15 protein-coding genes are annotated in these 18,167 nt (G+C 59.5%); all 15 read right to left on the bottom strand.

From position 1 onward, the window contains the following. Positions 1-68 precede the first annotated feature (68 nt). Positions 69-1,205 carry a beta-ketoacyl synthase N-terminal-like domain-containing protein gene (locus tag JY500_RS10380; RefSeq protein ID WP_206256293.1) on the bottom strand — a complete coding sequence of 379 codons (1,137 nt, stop codon included), beginning with the start codon at positions 1,203-1,205 and terminating at the stop codon, positions 69-71. Continuing rightward, positions 1,121-2,134 carry a DUF2169 family type VI secretion system accessory protein gene (locus JY500_RS10385; RefSeq protein WP_206256294.1) on the bottom strand — a complete coding sequence of 338 codons (1,014 nt, stop codon included), beginning with the start codon at positions 2,132-2,134 and terminating at the stop codon, positions 1,121-1,123. The genes JY500_RS10380 and JY500_RS10385 overlap by 85 nt, the downstream gene beginning before the upstream one ends. Before the next feature lie 128 nt (positions 2,135-2,262). Continuing rightward, positions 2,263-4,386: a type VI secretion system Vgr family protein gene (locus JY500_RS10390; protein WP_206256295.1), complete on the bottom strand. Its 2,124-nt coding sequence runs from the start codon at positions 4,384-4,386 to the stop codon at positions 2,263-2,265. A 76-nt stretch (positions 4,387-4,462) separates the two neighbouring features. Further along, positions 4,463-5,833 carry a tetratricopeptide repeat protein gene (locus tag JY500_RS10395; protein ID WP_206256296.1) on the bottom strand — a complete coding sequence of 457 codons (1,371 nt, stop codon included), beginning with the start codon at positions 5,831-5,833 and terminating at the stop codon, positions 4,463-4,465. A 236-nt stretch (positions 5,834-6,069) separates the two neighbouring features. Continuing rightward, on the bottom strand, positions 6,070-6,627 hold the full coding sequence (locus JY500_RS10400; protein ID WP_172199771.1) for a M35 family metallo-endopeptidase: 558 nt from the start codon (positions 6,625-6,627) through the stop codon (positions 6,070-6,072). Positions 6,628-6,717: 90 nt separating this feature from the next. Beyond that, the gene (gene tssH / locus JY500_RS10405; RefSeq protein ID WP_206256297.1) at positions 6,718-9,447 is read right to left on the bottom strand and encodes a type VI secretion system ATPase TssH; all 2,730 of its coding nucleotides are present in this window, start codon (positions 9,445-9,447) and stop codon (positions 6,718-6,720) included. A 33-nt stretch (positions 9,448-9,480) separates the two neighbouring features. After that, positions 9,481-10,545, bottom strand: a complete 1,065-nt coding sequence (tssG, locus tag JY500_RS10410; RefSeq protein ID WP_206256298.1) for a type VI secretion system baseplate subunit TssG — start codon at positions 10,543-10,545, stop codon at positions 9,481-9,483. Continuing rightward, complete coding sequence (gene tssF / locus JY500_RS10415; RefSeq protein ID WP_206256299.1) at positions 10,521-12,395, bottom strand: type VI secretion system baseplate subunit TssF; 1,875 nt, start codon at positions 12,393-12,395, stop codon at positions 10,521-10,523. Before tssF ends, tssG begins: the two co-directional genes overlap by 25 nt. A gap of 8 nt (positions 12,396-12,403) precedes the next feature. After that, entirely contained in the window at positions 12,404-12,871 is a 468-nt protein-coding gene (tssE, locus tag JY500_RS10420) for a type VI secretion system baseplate subunit TssE (RefSeq protein WP_246479869.1), read from the bottom strand. Positions 12,872-12,912: 41 nt separating this feature from the next. Continuing rightward, positions 12,913-13,725, bottom strand: a complete 813-nt coding sequence (locus tag JY500_RS10425; protein ID WP_206256301.1) for a type VI secretion system accessory protein TagJ — start codon at positions 13,723-13,725, stop codon at positions 12,913-12,915. A 24-nt stretch (positions 13,726-13,749) separates the two neighbouring features. Further along, positions 13,750-14,241, bottom strand: coding sequence for an Hcp family type VI secretion system effector (locus tag JY500_RS10430; RefSeq protein WP_172199789.1), 492 nt, complete (start codon positions 14,239-14,241; stop codon positions 13,750-13,752). An 88-nt stretch (positions 14,242-14,329) separates the two neighbouring features. Next, positions 14,330-14,818, bottom strand: coding sequence for an Hcp family type VI secretion system effector (locus tag JY500_RS10435; protein WP_172199792.1), 489 nt, complete (start codon positions 14,816-14,818; stop codon positions 14,330-14,332). 185 nt (positions 14,819-15,003) lie between these two features. Further along, positions 15,004-16,497: a type VI secretion system contractile sheath large subunit gene (gene tssC / locus JY500_RS10440; RefSeq protein ID WP_172199795.1), complete on the bottom strand. Its 1,494-nt coding sequence runs from the start codon at positions 16,495-16,497 to the stop codon at positions 15,004-15,006. Positions 16,498-16,544: 47 nt separating this feature from the next. Continuing rightward, the gene (gene tssB, locus JY500_RS10445) at positions 16,545-17,054 is read right to left on the bottom strand and encodes a type VI secretion system contractile sheath small subunit (RefSeq protein ID WP_172199798.1); all 510 of its coding nucleotides are present in this window, start codon (positions 17,052-17,054) and stop codon (positions 16,545-16,547) included. A gap of 56 nt (positions 17,055-17,110) precedes the next feature. Then, positions 17,111-18,151: a type VI secretion system protein TssA gene (gene tssA, locus JY500_RS10450; RefSeq protein ID WP_206256302.1), complete on the bottom strand. Its 1,041-nt coding sequence runs from the start codon at positions 18,149-18,151 to the stop codon at positions 17,111-17,113. Positions 18,152-18,167 lie beyond the last annotated feature (16 nt).

Raw genomic sequence — 18,167 nt, forward strand, 5'->3', positions numbered from 1 at the left:
CGCTGCCTTTGTGGGCGAACCCTTGGATGTTGTGAACGGTGCATGGCATCGACGGTTACTCCGGCTGATTATGCGGCGCGATCCAGGATGGCTGCGGCGCGATCGGCGTGGTCGGATGAAGCATAGACCAGCGCTGGTGCGCGTCGGTAGCCCCGCGCGATGCCATGTGCGGCAAGTGCCGCAAGTGCGACACCGTGGGCCGCGCCAAGGTCGCCAAAGCACTCGGCGGGGTGCTCCATAGCGGCATCGTCCGCAAAGGCTGCGGCGTTCCGGATGCGTGCTACACCGAACTCTCGGGCCCAGTAGCGCTCGCCGTTGAAGGTGCAGAAAACGCTCGCGATTTGCGTCGGGAGCTCTGCCGCGTCGATCGCACTGCTTACAGCGCTAGCAAGCCCCTCGCCGAGATACGGTTCGTCAGAATACAGATGGCCCGGCTCCTGACCGATCGCCGCTGCATTTACGTGGGCCAATGCCGGGATGCCGTAGGCTCGAGTGGTGTCTGCATCGCCAAGCAGAACAAAAGCAGCGCCTTCAGAAGGCGAGAAACCGTCACTGATGGTCTCGCCGCGGATGCGATCCTCGCGATCGAACGTTCCCAGCAAGTGGAGATCGACAAGGCTATCGACGCCACCGACCAGGACAAATTTGGACTGACCGCTTTCGATGCGCTGTAGCGCTTGCTTGATTGCCATTACCCCCGCGGCACGTCCGCGTGGTGCGGCAATACTGTTGCCAAGGTCAAAGCAGGGGCCGGCCTGAAGGGCCAGCCGTTGCAGAAAGCGTGTGGGCTCAATGGCGATGGTGGTGTGATGTTCCGGCAACGCGAGCAGTAGAGGGGGCGCCTCAATTTGCGGCGGCAAATCGCGGACGACATCAGCCAACGCCGCGTGCGCCAACTGGAGCATCCGCGACTCCCGGCTCGGACGCATTTGCGCCGCGAGGGCAGCATTGAGTTCCGGTAGGCCATCGTCGGAGACGCGCCCAACCACGAATGCATCGAATCGACGGTCGAGCCAGTCAATTGCTTTCAAGCGGGCTACGCGAGCACGGGTGCTCGCTGCGGTTTCGGCAAGCGTCAATCCGCCCGGGGTAATGCAGCCAGCAGCCAGGATTGCGCATTTCATCGCCTCGCACCTCGCGGGTTGCTTACCTGGAAGCGTTTGAGCTTCAGCAGACGTTTGTCCACCACCAGCGGGGCGCGCCACACCATCTGCATGCGAGCGAGATCGGGCTCAAACAAGATCGTGTCGAGATGCGCCTCCGCAGCGATTTCTGCGCCGGCAAAGTCAAACGCAAGTTCAACGTCAGGAGTTGGAAGATCGAACGCTAGCGTGCTGGCGGCTACACCATGCAAGGCCACTGGCTCGCCGCCAACGAAGCGCCTCGCGGGTACGAGCGTAGAGGGCGCCGCGTGAAGGAAGCGTGGATCGAAATCCAGCGGGAGATGTGGGGCGCGGCCTTTTTGCCAAGCGGCATCGTAAGTGCCCGCGTACTGGCGACGCCCTAGCCAAGCCGGAGCGAGCGGGGCGAAGCCTACCGGCGTCGGGCGGTCGTACGGCGTCGTCATCAGGTTGCCCGGGTCTTCGATATTCGGAAGCGGACGCCCTTCAAGTTCGGTTTCCCATGAGGCGACGAACCCACGGCCCACTGGATTGCGGGGCTCATTTTCCAACGGATGATTTGGATCGGCGGGCGAACTGCCGCCGAAGGCAAACTCCCAACGCAAGGGCATGCGATCGAACGGTAGAGGCTCGCTAACACGCCAAGCCTTTCCGTCGCGGAGCCAGACACGGTCGCCGGTTACGCGCAGCGCTTGCTGCACCGACCCCACCTGCATACGCACATCCATCGCTGGTACGGGCCCGGTGATCGAGACGGCTCGGCCGATCAACATGACATCCGTCGATGGTTTAAGCAGTGTAACGTCGCCCGCCGCACGCAGCGAGCTCTCCGCGGGGTCGGCCCAATAGACGTCGGCCGCAAGGAACCCGGCTTGGCGGGGCGAGGGCACCGGCCGGCCTGTCGAGAGGTCGTACGTGATCTTGACCGCACCGTATGCGGTCTCTACCCCGGATGGAGCCGGGAAGACCGAAAGCAGCGCGGCAAAGGGTGTACGGTTATCGACTTGAAGCATCGTGTTCCGTAGGTTGCTGGCGGTTTGAAGAAACGCATCGACCACTCAAGGCCCGTGGGATTTGGGTGTCGCTCAAACTGACTTCCATACCGTGGAGGCCCGGAACACCAGACAGCATTCGTGTCCTGCTAGTTGTTCGCAATCTTGGAGCCCTTCATCACCAGGTCGCCCGATGCTTTGACGCCGATCTTGCCGCTGCCCTGAATCGTAATGTCCTTGCCCTTGATCGTGATCGTGCCGTCCTTCTTCAGCGTGATGCTCGCATCACCTGTCTTGAGGGTGATTTCATCGCCCGCCTCAAGGTAGTACTTCTTGCCAACCTGAGCCTGCGCGTCCTTGCCGACCGATACGGACTGGTTTTCGCCGATGCTGACGGTGACGTTCTTGCTTACCGTTTCGCTCAGATCAGCGCCAATGTTGATCGTTTCATTCTTCCCGACGTTGCGTTGGCGATTCGCACCCACATCGTGTGACTCATCAGCGCCGACTGAAATACTTCTGTTCTTGGCGATCGTGGTGCTTGCGTTGGCGCCGACATCGAGGGTGCGCTCGGCGCCGATGGTGACGGACTCGTTCTTGCCAACCGATTCCGTACGATTGACCCCGATCGTGATTGTCTCGTTGTTATCGACAGTCTCGGTTCGGTCGTGCTTGACGTGTGTGGTCTCGTCGTTGCCGATCGTTTTCGTGCGATCGTGTCCAACCTGATGGGTCTCGTCGTTCTCGACAACGATGTCCTGATTCTTCTCGGCGTGGATGTAGACCTGTTCCTCGCCTTTCTTGTCCTCGAATCGGATCTCGTTGAAGTTGGCCGGCCCGCCCTGCTTGGTTGAGCGGGTCTTGATACCGGTTTGCGTCATGTTTGCCGGAAGCTCGTACGGAGGCATTTGCTCGGCGTTGTAGACGCGGCCGGTGATGATCGGGCGATCCGGGTCGCCCTCCAGGAACTCGACAATGACTTCCTGACCGATACGCGGAATCGCCACCATGCCCCAGTTCTTGCCGGCCCAGGGGTGTGATACGCGAATCCAGCACGAGCTGTTTTCGTCGCCGGTTGCATAGCGATCCCAGTGGAACTTCACTTTTACGCGGCCGTATTGGTCGGTATAGATTTCGTCGCCTGAGGGGCCGACCACAATCGCGGTTTGCGGGCCTTGTACAAACGGTTTCGGCGTTGTACGCGGCGGGTGGTAAGGCTGGCGACTCGGAATCGTTGTGATCGATACTTCGAAACGATCACCCTCGTCGTCCGTCGACTCATGGCCCGCATGCTCGATCGCGTAGCTCGCGCCAATGATCAGGTACTCACGGTTCTGATCCTCGCGCGGATATTCCGCGAGTTTGAACAGCGCGCCCGTGGTGAGCCCACGCACATTGCCGTTGCCGCTGCAGACTTCGTATTGGTGACGTAGTTCTTCGATGCGCACGCGCGCCAGTCGCTCACCCTCGGAGCGCGCGACATATTCGCCCGGATAGTCAAAAACCTCGTGATCCGCCTGCGCGTGTTTTCCCGGAATCGAACCGGCCTTGCTCGCCAGGAGATTGGCCCCCGGTTTTGTGAAGTCGAAGTCGGTAACGGCGTATTTTGACGGCTGAATCTCGCGTTGCAGACGCCAGCCGCGCAAGCCGGGGCGCGCCTCGACACCGCGATCGGAATGCGGGACGAAATCGACCGTCTCGAAGCCAGGTTGTGCGCGGTGTCCGGCGTACGAGTCCGTCACCACCATCGTGTGCCGGCCGTTTGCATGCTTGAAGTAGAAGTAGATCCCTTCCTGTTCCATCAGCCGGCATACGAACCCGAGGTCCGTCTCGCGATACTGCACGCAGTATTCGCGTGTCGGATACGAATCGGAGAGCGAATACTCGACATCTGCTACGGCGTGGTCGGCAAATACCGCTTTGATGATGTCTGGAATGCTCTTCTGTTGAAAAATTCTGCAGTCAGCCGTGCGTGACAAGAGCCAAGCCCACGGGCGTACCGTGAGCTGATAGCGGTGAAAACGGCCTTCAATGCCGGTTTGTGCCATTGCAGTGACAAACCCGCTGAACTCCCGGAATTTGCGCTCGGCGACCTGGACCTTGATGGTGACGGTTTTCCCGATCAGATCGTTGAGTTCAATCTGCTCTTTCTGTGAGAGCACGACAACCTGATACTGGAAAAGCCGACTGAGCTCTTCGTGGCCTTGCATCGACCGGAAGAGCAGATCCCCCCTCAGTGGTGAGGTGATCTCCACGAAGCTGTCTAGCTGCATTGATTCCTCCCGGCGTGCTCAGCGCACATCGGTTCTATTGCGGGTTGAGCCTCAAGAAGTTTGGCCAATGTTCGACTCAATTCTGTGGCTTGCGGGCGACCACCACTAGGCCTTCGACCGGCTTGCCGTTCTCCGTCCGCAGGATCGCAGAATCGATGGAACATCGCTCGAAACCGGACGCGCGCAAGCATGCTTCGATATGGCCAACCGTGTGGCTGTAGCGCCCGTGCGGATTGATTTTATGCCCTTCGTCCGCAATGGACTCGTCGGTTGCCTCGACGCTGAATGTGAGTACGCCTCCACCGCGCAATGCTCGCGCAGCCGCCTGAATGGGTTCGGCAAGCGATCCAAAGTAGCACAGCGTATCGGCGGATACGATCAAATCGAACTGCACTGGATGGGCCGCGATCCATGAAGTCAGTTCGGCTTTGATCAGCTCGTCATAGCAGGCCTTGCCAGTGGCTTTCTGAAGCATTCCCGATGATAGATCCACCCCAACCATGCGCCGCGCCCATGGCTTGAACAGCGGACCGCAGAGGCCGGTTCCGCAACCCGCATCCAGCACATCCAACGCGTGACACGGTGCGGGTAACACTCTGGCGCTTGCCTCCGCGACAAGCTCCGGCGCGCGATATGAGAGTTTCTGTTGGAGTTGCTGCTCGAAGCTCTCTGCGAAAAGGTCGAAGGTCCGCTCCACATAGTCGTCCGCTGCACGTACGGGCACGTCGATACCGCTGCAGGCGGCGTACATATGGCGTGGGGTAGGGTGGTCGGGCATGACCTCCATCCAGTGGCGGTAGACATCTGCCGCTTCCTGTAGGCGCCCCTGTGTGAAATAGAGTGCTCCGAGAAGATGGTGGCCATCCGCGTGCTGCGGCATCAAAGAAATGGCCCGCGAGTAGTAGCCGATCGCGTCGTCGTGGCGTTCAAGCTGATCGCAAAGAAGTCCGAAATTATTGAGCGACTTGAGGTGATCTGGCGCGATGCTGAGCGCAGTGTTCAGCAAGGCTTCGGCTTCCCCGAAGCGATCCTGCGCCCGGCAAAGCGTTGCGAGGTTGGATAGCGTGTCCGGGGTCTCCAGTCGCAGTTCGAGTACACGTCGGTAGTGTCGTTCGGCCTCGTCGAGTCGACCGGCAAGGGCGAGGATATTGCCGAGGTTGTTGTGAAAGTCTGGGAAGTCCGGGACCATCGCGATGGCTTGCTCAATAAGCGCTATCGCCTCGTCAGGGCGCCCTTTCTGATTAGTAAGAACGCCGAGAAAATGCAGCACATCGGGGTGTTCAGGAGCAACCTCCAGTATTCGGCGATACAGCGCCTCTGCCGGATCAAGCCGACGCTGACGATGCAGCGCTACCGCGTATGCAATGGCTTCTTCAAGGTTCAACTCAGTAGCCACTTCCGCCTCTGCACCGGATGGAGGAGGAGCCAGACGTTCACTCGTATTCAAGGCTGAGATTCCCCCGGGTCGGCTTACAGATCAGAAATTCAGATTCGGTCGATTGGAATGCGCAACGCTACGGTTGTTCTCCAGACGCAAGCTCAGCCAGTCGCACGTCTGGGCCAGACCATCGCGACTGGCGGCGGAGATGCTCCTCAAAACTCGCCATCTCTGCCTAGCGTTACTGGCCTCTCGTGCGAGGAAACTGTGGTGGTGGCAACGCGTTCTAAGCCACCTTTCCGGCCTTAGCGTATGAACTCACCCAGAAAACGGTTGTAGTTCTCCGCATTCAGGGCCGCCTTCTGCGGGTCGTTTGCCGCATAACTCAAGCAGACATCGACCTTGTAGCTGAGATCGGTCGTACCGCCAACCTTGTGTGAGAGTTCGTGATACATGGTCTCCGCGAGATCGTTGATGTTCCCGTTATGCGTTTTGGGGACCATGAGTACGCGCATACCGCTACCGGCATGGATGGTTCGGCTGAACTGGTCACCCGGGCCGTCGTTACGGATCTTCCAGACGTAGCCGCAAAGCCCACCTTCCTGCTTGTCGATCGCGTTCCCCGTAGCGTCTGCAAAGGTGATTGGACGCTTCTGGATCGCTTCGTCGATTTCCTTGACGATGCTTGCCACCTTCATCAGGTGAGCGTTCTTTCCGGTGCTATCAAACCACTTGCTGAAGGCCGTAAGGTCACCCGAAAGCAGGGCGTCCTTCGCCGCCGCCGATGCGGCCTTGAGAACCATTGTCGCCGCAATCAGTTGTTGCTGTTGAGGGATCGAAAAACCATCAAATTTGAAGGGCATGGCGGCATCCTCATTTAAGTTTCAGTCTGGACACGGAGCGGCCCGTCGGACCACGGGATCGCTCGACGAACGAGAAAGCGAGTTGAGGGCTCAGAACTCGTATTTGAAGTCTCCACTCTCCGTTCCGACGCGTACCCGTTGGATCGGTGTGCCTTCCATCATTCGGGTAAGGAATTCGCGCGAGATATCCGGCAGCATGGTGTTAGTCAGAATCGCGTCGATCATCCGCCCACCGGACTCGCTCTCAGTGCAGCGCGAGACCACCAGCTTGACAACGTCGTCCGAGTATTCGAACGGAATCTTGTAGCGCGCTTCAACGCGCTTCTTAATGCGGTTGAGTTGCAGCTTGACGATCTTGCCGAGCATCTCGTCCGAAAGCGGGTAGTAGGGAATCGTCACCAAGCGGCCGAGTAGGGCGGGCGGGAAGATCTTCAGAAGTGGCTCACGCAATGCCTTGGCGAGGCCTTCCGGATCTGGCAGCAATTCCGGATCGCGGCACATGCCTGCGATCATTTCGGTGCCGGCATTGGTGGTCAGCAGGATCAGCGTGTTCTTGAAGTCGATGAAACGGCCTTCGCCATCTTCCATGAACCCCTTGTCGAATACCTGGAAGAAGATCTCGTGGACATCCGGGTGGGCCTTCTCCACTTCATCGAGTAGCACGACGGAATAGGGCTTGCGGCGCACCGCTTCGGTCAGCACGCCGCCTTCCCCGTAGCCGACGTAGCCGGGCGGGGCGCCTTTGAGCGTGGAGACGGTGTGCGCCTCCTGATATTCGCTCATGTTGATGATGATGAGGTTCTGTTCGCCCCCGTAGAGCGCCTCGGCCAGCGCCAGTGCAGTTTCCGTCTTGCCGACACCAGACGTGCCAGCAAGCATGAAGACGCCGATGGGCTTTTGCGGGTTGTCCAAACCGGCACGCGAAGTCTGGATGCGCTTTGCGATCATCTCCATCGCGTGGTCTTGACCAATGACTCGTTCGCCAAGCGTCTTGGCAAGATTGAGAATTGTCTCGACTTCGTTGCGTGCCATGCGCCCAACTGGGATACCGGTCCAGTCGCCCACAACACTCGCGACGGCTTGGTAGTCAACGGTGGGCAGGATGAGCGGGTTTTCACCCTGCAAATCTGCGAGCTGCCGCTGCACAGATTTGAGGGTTTCGAGGTGCGTCAAGCGTTCCGCCTCAGCGGCAGCATCGTCACCTGTCGGTGGGGTTGTGCTCTCTGCAGCAACCGCCTCCGCGGCGGCTTCGAGCTTGCTGCCGGTACCTTCCACCGGCTTGATGCCGGCGCGCAGTTTGGCACGCAGATCGAGCAACTGCGTAACGAGTTCACGCTCGCCATTCCAGCGCGTCTCTAGCGAGGCCAGCCGCTCTCGCTCGTGGGCAAGTAGCTCGTTGGCTTCGACCTCACGCTTGCCGATATCGATGCCGATGGCCTTTTCGCGCCCAATGATCGCCAGCTCTGTTTCCAGACCCTCGATGCGCTTGCGGCTGTCGTCGACCTCCGCGGGGACGGCGTGCAGGCTCACTGCAACGCGCGCACATGCGGTGTCGAGGAGGCTTACCGACTTGTCTGGCAATTGCCGTGCAGGAATGTAGCGATGCGAGAGTTTGACGGCGGCCTCAAGGGCTTCGTCGAGAATCTGAACCTTGTGGTGTTGCTCCATCGTTGAGGCGACGCCGCGCATCATCAATATCGCCTTGGGCTCGTCAGGTTCGTCGACCTGCACCGTCTGGAAGCGCCGTGTAAGTGCCGGGTCCTTCTCGATGTGCTTCTTGTATTCGGCAAACGTCGTTGCGCCAATCGTCCGCAGAGTGCCACGCGCCAATGCGGGCTTCAGCAGGTTGGCGGCGTCACCGGTTCCGGCCGCGCCGCCGGCGCCTACCAAGGTGTGCGTCTCGTCGATGAAAAGGATGATCGGCTTGGGACTGGATTGGACTTCTTCGATGACGGAACGCAGACGCTGTTCGAACTCGCCTTTCATGCTGGCCCCGGCTTGCAGCAGGCCAACGTCAAGGGAACGAAGCTCCACATCCTTCAGGCTGGGCGGCACGTCGCCACGGGCAATGCGCTGCGCAAACCCCTCCACAACGGCGGTCTTACCGACGCCGGCTTCGCCCACCAGAATCGGATTGTTCTGACGCCGGCGCATCAGGATGTCGACAACCTGGCGGATTTCGTCGTCACGGCCAACGATCGGATCCATCTTGCCGCCGCGAGCCTGCTCGGTCAGGTCAACAGTGAATTTCTTGAGCGCCTCCTGCTTGCCGAGCGCAGCCGGCGCGATGGCACCGCTGGCTTCGCCAGGCGCGCCGCTGCCATCGCTCGGGACTCCGCCGTCTTCTGGCGATCCGGCAACGATGCGCGCGAAGTCGTCGCTCAAGGTGTCTGGCTTGATGCGATCGAACTGCTTGGAGATGCTGGAGAGTGCGTTACGCAGGCTTGGCGTTTTGATTGCGCCAAGAATCAGGTGGCCTGTTCGTACCTGATTGTCCTTGAACAGCAACGAGCCATAGACCCAGCCACGCTCGACAGCGTTTTCCACATGCTCCGACAGGTCGGAAATCGCTGTGGAGCCCCTCGGCAAGCGGTCCAGCGCCGCAGTGATATCGCCAGCAAGTTTGCCGCTATCCAACTCAAAGTGACGCACGATGTGATGCACGTCCGAGTCGGGGTTCTGCAGGATCTGCGCAATCCAATGGACAAGCTCCACATAAGGATTGCCGCGGAGTTTGCAGAAAACCGTGGCGCCCTCGATGGCCTTGTAGCCCAGGCTGTTCAGTTTTCCGAAGAGTGCAACTCGACTGATTTCACTCATTGCTGTCTCGCTGTGGGGTGTAGGGTTGTGGAGTCAGACTTTGGATGCGTCTGGTGCGCTGCGCTTTCGCCTTACGAGGCGTTCGACGTCCAAAACGAGATCGGTCGCATCCTTTGTTCGGTGCTGGCATCCGAGCCAACCACTCAAGCCGAGGCGACCTAGACGACCTAACGCCAGCTTGGGAATCTCGCCGCGCTTCAGAGTGAGCCGCGCATCCCAGTCATACTCGTGACCGGTGTAGTTCCGCACACAGGCTGCAAGCTTCGAGATCCCGACTGTGTCGGGAAGCAGCGCCGCGTATTCCGCAAACGATAGCGGACCGAGATGCAGGCGGAATTTGTGCTGGCGATCCCAGATTCGTTGCCCCGCCAGCGCATTGCGCCCGAGGCGGGCGGTATTTCCACCTAGACGCGTGCGGTCGCGCGTTTCCATCGTCATCCAGTGACCGACAAACTGTTCGACCTCGGCGTGAATTCGGAAGGTGCCAGATACCAGCTTCGCGAGACCTTCTGCATTCCTGACCTGGCGGCTTAACAGCCCCGCGTGGTGCAGCTTGGCAAAATCGGGCATCGCATCGCGGTTACGCAGCGATGGCAAGCCGACGCCAAAAAGGGCGCCCACCTGATAACCGAAACGATCTTCGTCGGGGCGGTCAAGGCTTACCGTTGGCTGCGCCTGTGCCCACGCACGGTAGAAGAGCGTGAGCAAGCGGTGGTGGAAGATGTCGGCGAAGCGGGCGAAAGTTGGATCGCCGGCATTCATCAGACGCCCGCGAGCGTACTCAGTCAGGTGTAGCGGCAGCGGGCCGTTTGGACCGAACAACCCGAAGAAGCGCACTTCGAGTCGTGGCGTAGGGGCATTGCTTGGGCGAACCAACGCAGAGAGGCTTGCTGGCGCGAAGGACATGGCGGGTTCCTGCCCGAGCCGGATTGGCTCTTCCGCGGGCTTTAGCGCAGCCCCCCAGCGTGGACGCTCTGGATACAGACATTCCAAGCGCCTTAGGGCCTGGAAGAAGTCGTGTTTCCAGGGAGCCTGCGCGATCGCCCCAAGCAGCGCATCGCGGCTCGCTTGCCTTACAGCGTCGGTCGCAAGCCGCATCGCGCACTCCAATGCATCAGTTGTCCGCGCGACATCGAGTGCAGCACGGTCTCGGTGAAGCTGTTCAGGCTGACGTGGCGGGCGAAGAACCGCTCAAGCACGGCGCCAAGCAAGAACGCACTGCCCCCCTCAAAGGCCATTTCATCGACGGTCACGGCAATTTGTACGCCTCGGCCGAAGCAAAGCGGGCCCGGCATTGGCAAGCGGGTTACGACGGGCACGCTTTCGATCCCTCGAACGCCTTCGATTTGGCGTCGCATGCCAGCATCATTGGTGGAGGCATAGAGTTCGAGCAGTTCGCGCAGAGCCGCGGCGCCTGACTGTTTGTCCGTATCAAGCAGCGAAAGGTAGTTGAGCGAAAGGTGGCTAATCAGCTTCCAGGCCGTCACCCCATCGGCGACAGCGGCGTAGGGTTTTGAGGGGCCCTTGACGACCCGGATTGCGGTTACGGGTGCCGAGATGTCCAGCGTGAAGTCACTCCGGGTCAGCCCGAAGGGCATCAGGATCGGCAAATCACGGTTCGTGCACAACGCTTTCAGCGATAGCTGCCGCAGATCCGCGCGATAGGGAGCCTCGTTCGGGTCTACCAGCGAGATAAAGACCTCACTGCCGATATAACTCGACCTTGCCCCAACACGCTTTTGCTTCTCGGAGTAGAGGCGGGGCTCCCGGCGCAGCGTATAAAAGCCGTGCGATGCGGCTTCTGCCGCCCCGATATCTGCATAAAAAGGCTCGAAACGCTGCTCACTATCGGGGCCGGTTCCGTGGCCCGTGACTTCAACAAGGTCATAGACCTCGAAGTCCATCGGCCGTGTTCGGTCCACCACGACCTGAAATTCGTGGTTGCTGTCGTCAAGGTGGATACGGTCGGTGCGACGGGAGAAGAGATTGATCGCTGGGGTGCAGTTCAGCGCGAAATTCGCGGCTTCGACAACCCCCTCCAGCGCAGCATCGCCCCGCCCGAACAACAGGATCAGTTCAACTTCGTTAGCCTTGCATCGAGAGAAGGCCCGCGCGAGTCCGCTGACATCAAAGAACAAGTAGCGCTGCGGGAATGAAAAATATTCCTGCAGCAGACGATAGCCACCGAAGGAGCGAGTCGATATCGGGAGAAGCGCGTCGGCATCATCAAATCCGGCGAGTTGAACCTGATCCGAGTCGAGGAATTCACTCCAAGACGGCGCGCCCGACGGTGGCGCAACGACTGCACCCAGGCAGCTCGAGCCGATGAATTCGTGAAGGCGGTATGCGACCTCATCAGCTCCTGCCAGAAAGAAGCGCAATTGCTTGGTCAGCAGGTCAGAGAAGTTCAAACCGGCGGTGGTCCGCAACTGCAGCCGCACCCCGCCTTTCACGCGCGCGCCCGCGGGCAAGCGGGGTAGGGGAATGTCTGGCGCAAATGAGAAATAGCGTGCGCCAACCACTTCGAGCGGCCACAGCGTCACATCCTGAGCGGTGGTGAATTCACAGGGCGTAATCTCGTTGCGTGGGATGACTCCTTGTAAGGCAGTGCCGCGAGGGATGATCACCCCCGTTCCCAAATTCGGGTCGCCCAACTCTGGTTGCAACTGCGCCACCAACATTGCCGGCGTGGGTGCCAGGTAGTGCGGGTACAGCATCTCGAGCAGACGCTGGGTGAACCTCGGAAACTCTGCGTCCAGCTTGAGCTGGACTCGCGATGTGAGAAAGGCAAAGCCTTCCATCAAGCGCTCGACGTATGGATCAGTCACTTCGATGCCATCAACGCCAAGCCGGCCGGCGATCTTCGGAAACTGCTGGGCAAACTCTGCGCCCATCTCGCGCAGATGCCGCAATTCGTCGTTGTAGTAGCGAAGCAGGCGAGGATCCATGGGGCTACTTAGGCGTTAGCATCGGCCAATTCCACTTGGCCGGTTTCGAGATCGACTTCCGTACGCAGCAGCAATTCGAGCGGTACCGGCTGAGCCCACAGTTGTGCAGAGATGCGAACACTCACGATGTTGTGCCAATTCAGAACGCTGTCCTGCGTAACCGCCTCAACCTGAAGCGTTTCGGGAAGGATTCGCGGTTCGAAGCGGACGATGGCTTCGCGGATTGCGCGTTCCAGGTCGCCCACTTCAAGGGTTGATGCTGTCTCGCCTGAGAATGCAGGTAGTCCGAAATTCAATACGGACGACTCGACGTCCGGATAGAGCGAGAGATCCTCGGTGGCCGACAGACGGGTTGCGTTCATGAGCCAAGCCAGATCGCGCAGCACCGCGAATCGAAGTTGGCTCTTCGTCAAAACGCGTCGCTCCCGCGCTTCGGACTGCTGGCTAGGCTCGTCGTCGGTGAGGCGGTCGAGCAAGGCTGGTTGCAGCCGATCGAGCGGCGTTAATTCGGCCATGCCTACGCAACCGCAGTTGGTGAAAAGGCGATTTCCCGTATGTTCATCAACGGTTTCTCGCTGACGTTTGTCGTCAGCACCCGCTGTCCGAGGCCATGGAATACGCCGTTGGAAACCTCAACCCAATCGGTCTTCCGCGCCAGGCGGATCAAAGGGTCTGGGTCTTGCTCTGAACCGGGGTAGCGCGTCGGAATCACTCCAACCGCTTCACCGCCATTGGTGAACAAGAAGTGCGCAGGCATCCACACGAGATCACGCAGATCCTCCGGCGGCTCGATATCGATCTTCGCGAGTGCCGAATAAGGAACGAAGTAGTACTTGCCGTTGATGACCGCCTCACATACCGGGCCAAGGCGCATGTCAGCATCGGCAATCCAAGAGAAAGCCTCTCCGTCAATCGTGCCGGCCGAAGGCGGCGCATCGTTGAACGCCTGCTCTCGCAAGGCCGTTGCACGCGCCGCGTCGCCTTGGCCGGCTGCGAGCAAAGACTCAATTAGCAGCGCGAGCCATTGCTCCGGCATCCCAAACACGAGCGGGGAGCGACGACCCGCAAACACATCATTCCGCAACGCTTCGCAACGAAGCGCCTCGCGATACATCTGCGCCATGGCAAGGGTGGATGCGTCGAGCTCTGCAGCAACGTTGAGCTGATTGAGAGCTCGATCCCACTGCCCTTGGACTGAGAGTAGCTGGAACAAGAAAACGCGAAGCTTCGGATCGGCTGGGTTGCCCCTGACGCCGTCCTGCAGGTACTTGAGCGCGAGGTCAGGATCAGCATCGCGAATGGCTTGTTCAGCAGCGGCAACCGGATTCATAGGTTCGATCTCGCGCCAGGCGTGTCAGTCGGGTTGAACGTCAGTCTCAAAAATCATCGCGCCGCGTGAGCCACCAGTCTTGGTCTGTGGCTGATACTCAACGGCAATCTTCTGGAATCCCACTCGAAACACTTCACCCAGCACGGTGGAATCGGCATCCAGTCCGCCCTCTATGTGGTGGTGGGTAATCCGTGCTTTCTCCAGCGTGATCGTGAAATAGTCCAGGGCGTCGACACCGCCCGCTTTTCGAACAGAAAGCGTGAGCTTCTTGATCACCTCGTTGCTGCGCAATGCGGCCATCAGCGCTGTGGTCGCCGAATCCACACGCTTGGTGATTTCAAGCTCCTGTAAAGAGGTTCTCCCTCCGCGTTGGCCGAGCGCTTCGTGCGAAGCGTCCATCCCCCAAGCCCAGCTGATGACGTCTATTTCGTCCGGATGTTTGGGGTCAACCGATTCGCCCTTGATCACACCTTGCTTTGTGCCTTCGATTTTCACGAACATGTCGCGGTGTGACATGGGGTGCGAGCTCCAATCAAGCCGTTAAGTAAGACTCTCGACGAAACTAGGCACCCTGCGGTGATGTGCGCAGGGTGCCGGCTGCAGATCAGCCGAATGCCGTGTTCTCGGCAATGTTCCAACCAACGATCTTCGGACCGCCATCCGGACCGCCTTTTTCGTTCTGCGGTTGGTACTCAAACTTGACCTTGGCGAAATTCAGCGTGACGTTCTCGGTGAGACGGTCTTCGCCGCCGCTGCCACCCGTGCTGACGGAGGTGATGATCACTTCGTTCATCGTGATCTTGATGTACTCAAGCGGATCCTTGCCGGCCTTCCGGACGACAAGAACGGCTTCGTCGTGGTGCTCGCCGTTGCAGCAGGAGAGCATCAGTGCGTGGGTGGATGCGTCGACCCACTTGGTAAAAGAGATGTCCTGAACGCTCACCTTGCCCGAGCCGCCACCGCCACCCATGTGGGTTGTGCCGGATTGCGACATGCCCCAGCTCCAGGCAAGCACATCAATCTCTTTCTTGTGCGACTTGTCGGTGGACTCACCGTCAATGCCTTTGATCTTCATGAACATATCAACTGCCATGGTGCCTCTCCTTAGTGGGTTGCCTGCTGTTCGCGCCCGTTTCGGGCAGGTACGTCATGAGCACGAGACGGCGTGCCCGCCCAGATCCAACCCTGCCCGACGCGGGCGGGGTACTACCTGTTGTGCGCAATCGCCAAAGCGACGACCGGCACTAGCTTCAACAAACGATCCTGGTGTCCTGCGCGTCAGGCGCTCTTCTGCGAAGGCAGCTTCGAAACCAGTCGCAGAGAGACCGTTAGGCCCTCAAGCTGGTAATGCGGCCGCAGGAAGAACTTCGATGAGTAGTAGCCCGGGTTGCCTTCGACCTCTTCAACCTTGACTTCCGCTGCCGCGAGCGGGCGACGGGCTTTCGTTTGTTCCGACGAGTGCGCGGGATCGCCATCGACGTAATTCATGATCCACTTCTGCAACCAGCGCTCCATGTCGTCACGCTCCTTGAATGAGCCGACCTTGTCGCGGACGATGCACTTCAGGTAGTGCGCAAAGCGGCAGCATGCAAAGAGATACGGCAGGCGCGCCGCAAGGTTTGCATTGGCTGTGGCGTCCGGGTCGTCATACTCAGCGGGCTTCTGCAGGGACTGGGCACCGATGAACGCAGCAAAGTCTGAATTCTTGCGGTGAATCAACGGCATGAATCCGCACTTAGCAAGCTCGGCTTCGCGGCGATCGCTGATGGCGATCTCGGTCGGGCACTTCATGTCAACGCCGCCGTCATCGGTCGGGAAGCTATGGACCGGAAGCCCTTCCACGGCACCGCCGGACTCAATGCCGCGGATACGTGAGCACCAACCAAACTCCTTGAAGGAGCGGTTGATATTGACCGCCATGGCATAGGCCGAGTTGGCCCAGGTGTACTTGCTGTGGTCGGCCGCGCCAGTGTCTTCTTCGAAATTGAATGCCTCGACCGGGCTCGTCTTGGCGCCGTACGGCAAGCGCGCCAGAAAGCGCGGCATGGCAAGGCCGATATATCGGGCGTCATCGGAGTCACGCAGAGACCGCCATGCCGCGTACTCCGGGGTCGAGAAGATCTTAGTCAGGTCACGGGGATTGGCGAGCTCTTGCCACGAACCCATCTGCATGACGGTCGGTGACACGCCAGCGATAAACGGCGCGTGGGCGGAAGCTGCGACCTTCGCCATTTCGCCAAGCATCTCGACATCGGGGGCGCTCTGATCAAAGTGGTAGTCACCAACCAGACACCCAAAGGGCTCGCCACCAAACTGACCGTACTCTTCTTCGTAGACCTTCTTGAACAACGGGCTTTGATCCCAGGCGGTACCCTTGTACCGTTTGAGGGTCTTACCAAGCTCCGCCTTTGAGATGTTCATCACACGGATCTTGAGCTGCTCGTCGGTCTCGGTGTTGTTGACCAGATAGTGAAGACCGCGCCATGCGCCCTCGAGCTTCTGGAAGTCCTCGCTGTGCATGATCAGATTGATCTGCTCCGACAGCTTGCGATCGAGCTCCGCGATCATTGACTCGATCGACTTGATGACATCCGAACCGATCAACTGCGTCTGCGACAGCGCTTGTTGCGCGAGTGTCTGCACAGCGCGGCTTACGGCATCGCGCGCCTCGTCGGTTTTCGGCTTGAACTCGCGTTGGAGTAGCGAAGAAAAGTCGCTTCCTTCTGCTGCAACGGCGGCTTGCGATTCCGTTTGCATTTGCGGGTCGGCCATTAGGGTTTCCTCCGGCTAAATTAGTAATTGGACGGAACGGTATGCGCTTAGCTGCCTGACTCTTCAGCCGGCTTCGGTGTCGCGGCGAGCGTCTGGAGCAGGGCGGGATCACTCAGGACTTGCGAGATGAGCTCTTCAGCGCCGGTCTTTCCGTCCATGTAGGTAATCAGGTTCGAGAGTTGCTGACGCGCTTCGAGCAATTTGTTCAGTGCGTCTACTTTGCGAGCGACCGCAGCAGGCGAAAAGTCGTCCATGCTCTCGAACGTGAGTTCGACATTCAGGTTGCCTTCGCCGGTCAGCGTATTGGGCACGGCGAATGCGACACGTGGTTTCATCGACTTGAGGCGACTGTCGAAGTTATCGACATCAATCTCCAGGAATTTGCGATCGGCCACGGGTGCCAGGGGCTCCGCGGGCTTGCCGGACAGATCCGCAAGAACACCCATCACAAAAGGCAACTGGACCTTCTTTTCCGCGCCGTAAAGTTCGACGTCGTACTCGATCTGGACACGCGGTGCGCGGTTCCGCGCAATGAACTTCTGGCTGCTATCGGCCATGTCTGCCTCCGGTCAGGGTATTAGCGTGATCCCCGTCGAGGGGACCGCGATGGTCATTACTCGTTTTCGAGCTTGGCTCCGACAATCTTCTCAGCCTGCGACAGGCCGTCTGGCGCAAGATCGTTCAGCAGCTCAAGGAAATTCATATTCATCATTCGCTGAGCACGTCGCAGGACCAGTTGCACTGGGTTGCTCGGCTCCGTTCTGGCAAGGTACTCGCACATCCGTTCAAGTGTCGTGACAACATCCTCGCGAGATCGAATTTCACCTGGCCTCGTGACGACTGCCCCTTGACGATCGGATTCGCCGGGCTGCGCACCAGCCGTTTCCGACTCCGCGGCGGTCTCGGCCGTCTGGGGAGCAAGTCGATCGACGAACTGGCGCACTGAAAACAGCGTCCCCAAGATTGGTTTTAGATCAAGCGATTGGGCACCGCCAACCTTGTCGGCGATGTAGCTCTCGATGGCTTTGATGATTTCGAATGAGGCGCGGACTCGTGCCGGTAGTTCCGGATCGTCAGCGATACCTGCGGACAGCATGCCGCTCACTTGCGCTTCGCTCAGCGGATTCTCGGATCGCGGCGGCAGGCGACCCGCAGCCACCTCGATATCGCGTACGGTGAGGGCACCTGCCTGTCGCGACCGGACCAACCATGCTTCGCGCAGATCACCGACGACAGCCTCTACCGCAGTCAGCGGCGTCAGCGCGTTGACGCGCATGGTCGGGTCATTGTCGTCCTCCGCATCCAACTCGGGATGAAGTGCGTCCCAGTAGGTTTCGAGAAGCCGCTGAATCAGCGTAATGCCCTGGACAAATCCCGCAAAGCCCTCAATGTGGGTCGAGGCCCGAAGCAGTTGCATCGCGACTCGCAGGTCCTTCGAACGTGTTAGCAGCGAAGTGGCAATACGACTCACCAAGGCCCAGTCTGGGCCACTCCCTTCGATGCGACGCACGCCGGAGCCGTCGGTCGTCCCGAACTCCTGGTCGGGCTGAGCTTTGGCCGCTTCCTCCAGTTCCAGAAACTCTGGGTCGTACTCAAGGTTCGGACCACAGGGTGATGAATCTGACACTGGCTTGAGTGCTTCGTCGATATTCACTTTGTCCCCTCCGGAG

Origin of the sequence: Niveibacterium microcysteis (assembly GCF_017161445.1) — a bacterium.
Taxonomy (GTDB): domain Bacteria; phylum Pseudomonadota; class Gammaproteobacteria; order Burkholderiales; family Rhodocyclaceae; genus Niveibacterium; species Niveibacterium microcysteis.

What these genes read in the sequence shown, in the direction of transcription:
- JY500_RS10385 (WP_206256294.1), bottom strand. Translation starts at nt 2,134, where the DNA reads ATGCTTCAAGTCGATAACCGTACACCCTTTGCCGCGCTGCTTTCGGTC.
- JY500_RS10390 (WP_206256295.1), bottom strand. Translation starts at nt 4,386, where the DNA reads ATGCAGCTAGACAGCTTCGTGGAGATCACCTCACCACTGAGGGGGGAT.
- JY500_RS10400 (WP_172199771.1), bottom strand. Translation starts at nt 6,627, where the DNA reads ATGCCCTTCAAATTTGATGGTTTTTCGATCCCTCAACAGCAACAACTG.
- tssH (WP_206256297.1), bottom strand. Translation starts at nt 9,447, where the DNA reads ATGAGTGAAATCAGTCGAGTTGCACTCTTCGGAAAACTGAACAGCCTG.
- tssG (WP_206256298.1), bottom strand. Translation starts at nt 10,545, where the DNA reads ATGCGGCTTGCGACCGACGCTGTAAGGCAAGCGAGCCGCGATGCGCTG.
- tssF (WP_206256299.1), bottom strand. Translation starts at nt 12,395, where the DNA reads ATGGATCCTCGCCTGCTTCGCTACTACAACGACGAATTGCGGCATCTG.
- JY500_RS10425 (WP_206256301.1), bottom strand. Translation starts at nt 13,725, where the DNA reads ATGAATCCGGTTGCCGCTGCTGAACAAGCCATTCGCGATGCTGATCCT.
- JY500_RS10430 (WP_172199789.1), bottom strand. Translation starts at nt 14,241, where the DNA reads ATGTCACACCGCGACATGTTCGTGAAAATCGAAGGCACAAAGCAAGGT.
- JY500_RS10435 (WP_172199792.1), bottom strand. Translation starts at nt 14,818, where the DNA reads ATGGCAGTTGATATGTTCATGAAGATCAAAGGCATTGACGGTGAGTCC.
- tssC (WP_172199795.1), bottom strand. Translation starts at nt 16,497, where the DNA reads ATGGCCGACCCGCAAATGCAAACGGAATCGCAAGCCGCCGTTGCAGCA.
- tssB (WP_172199798.1), bottom strand. Translation starts at nt 17,054, where the DNA reads ATGGCCGATAGCAGCCAGAAGTTCATTGCGCGGAACCGCGCACCGCGT.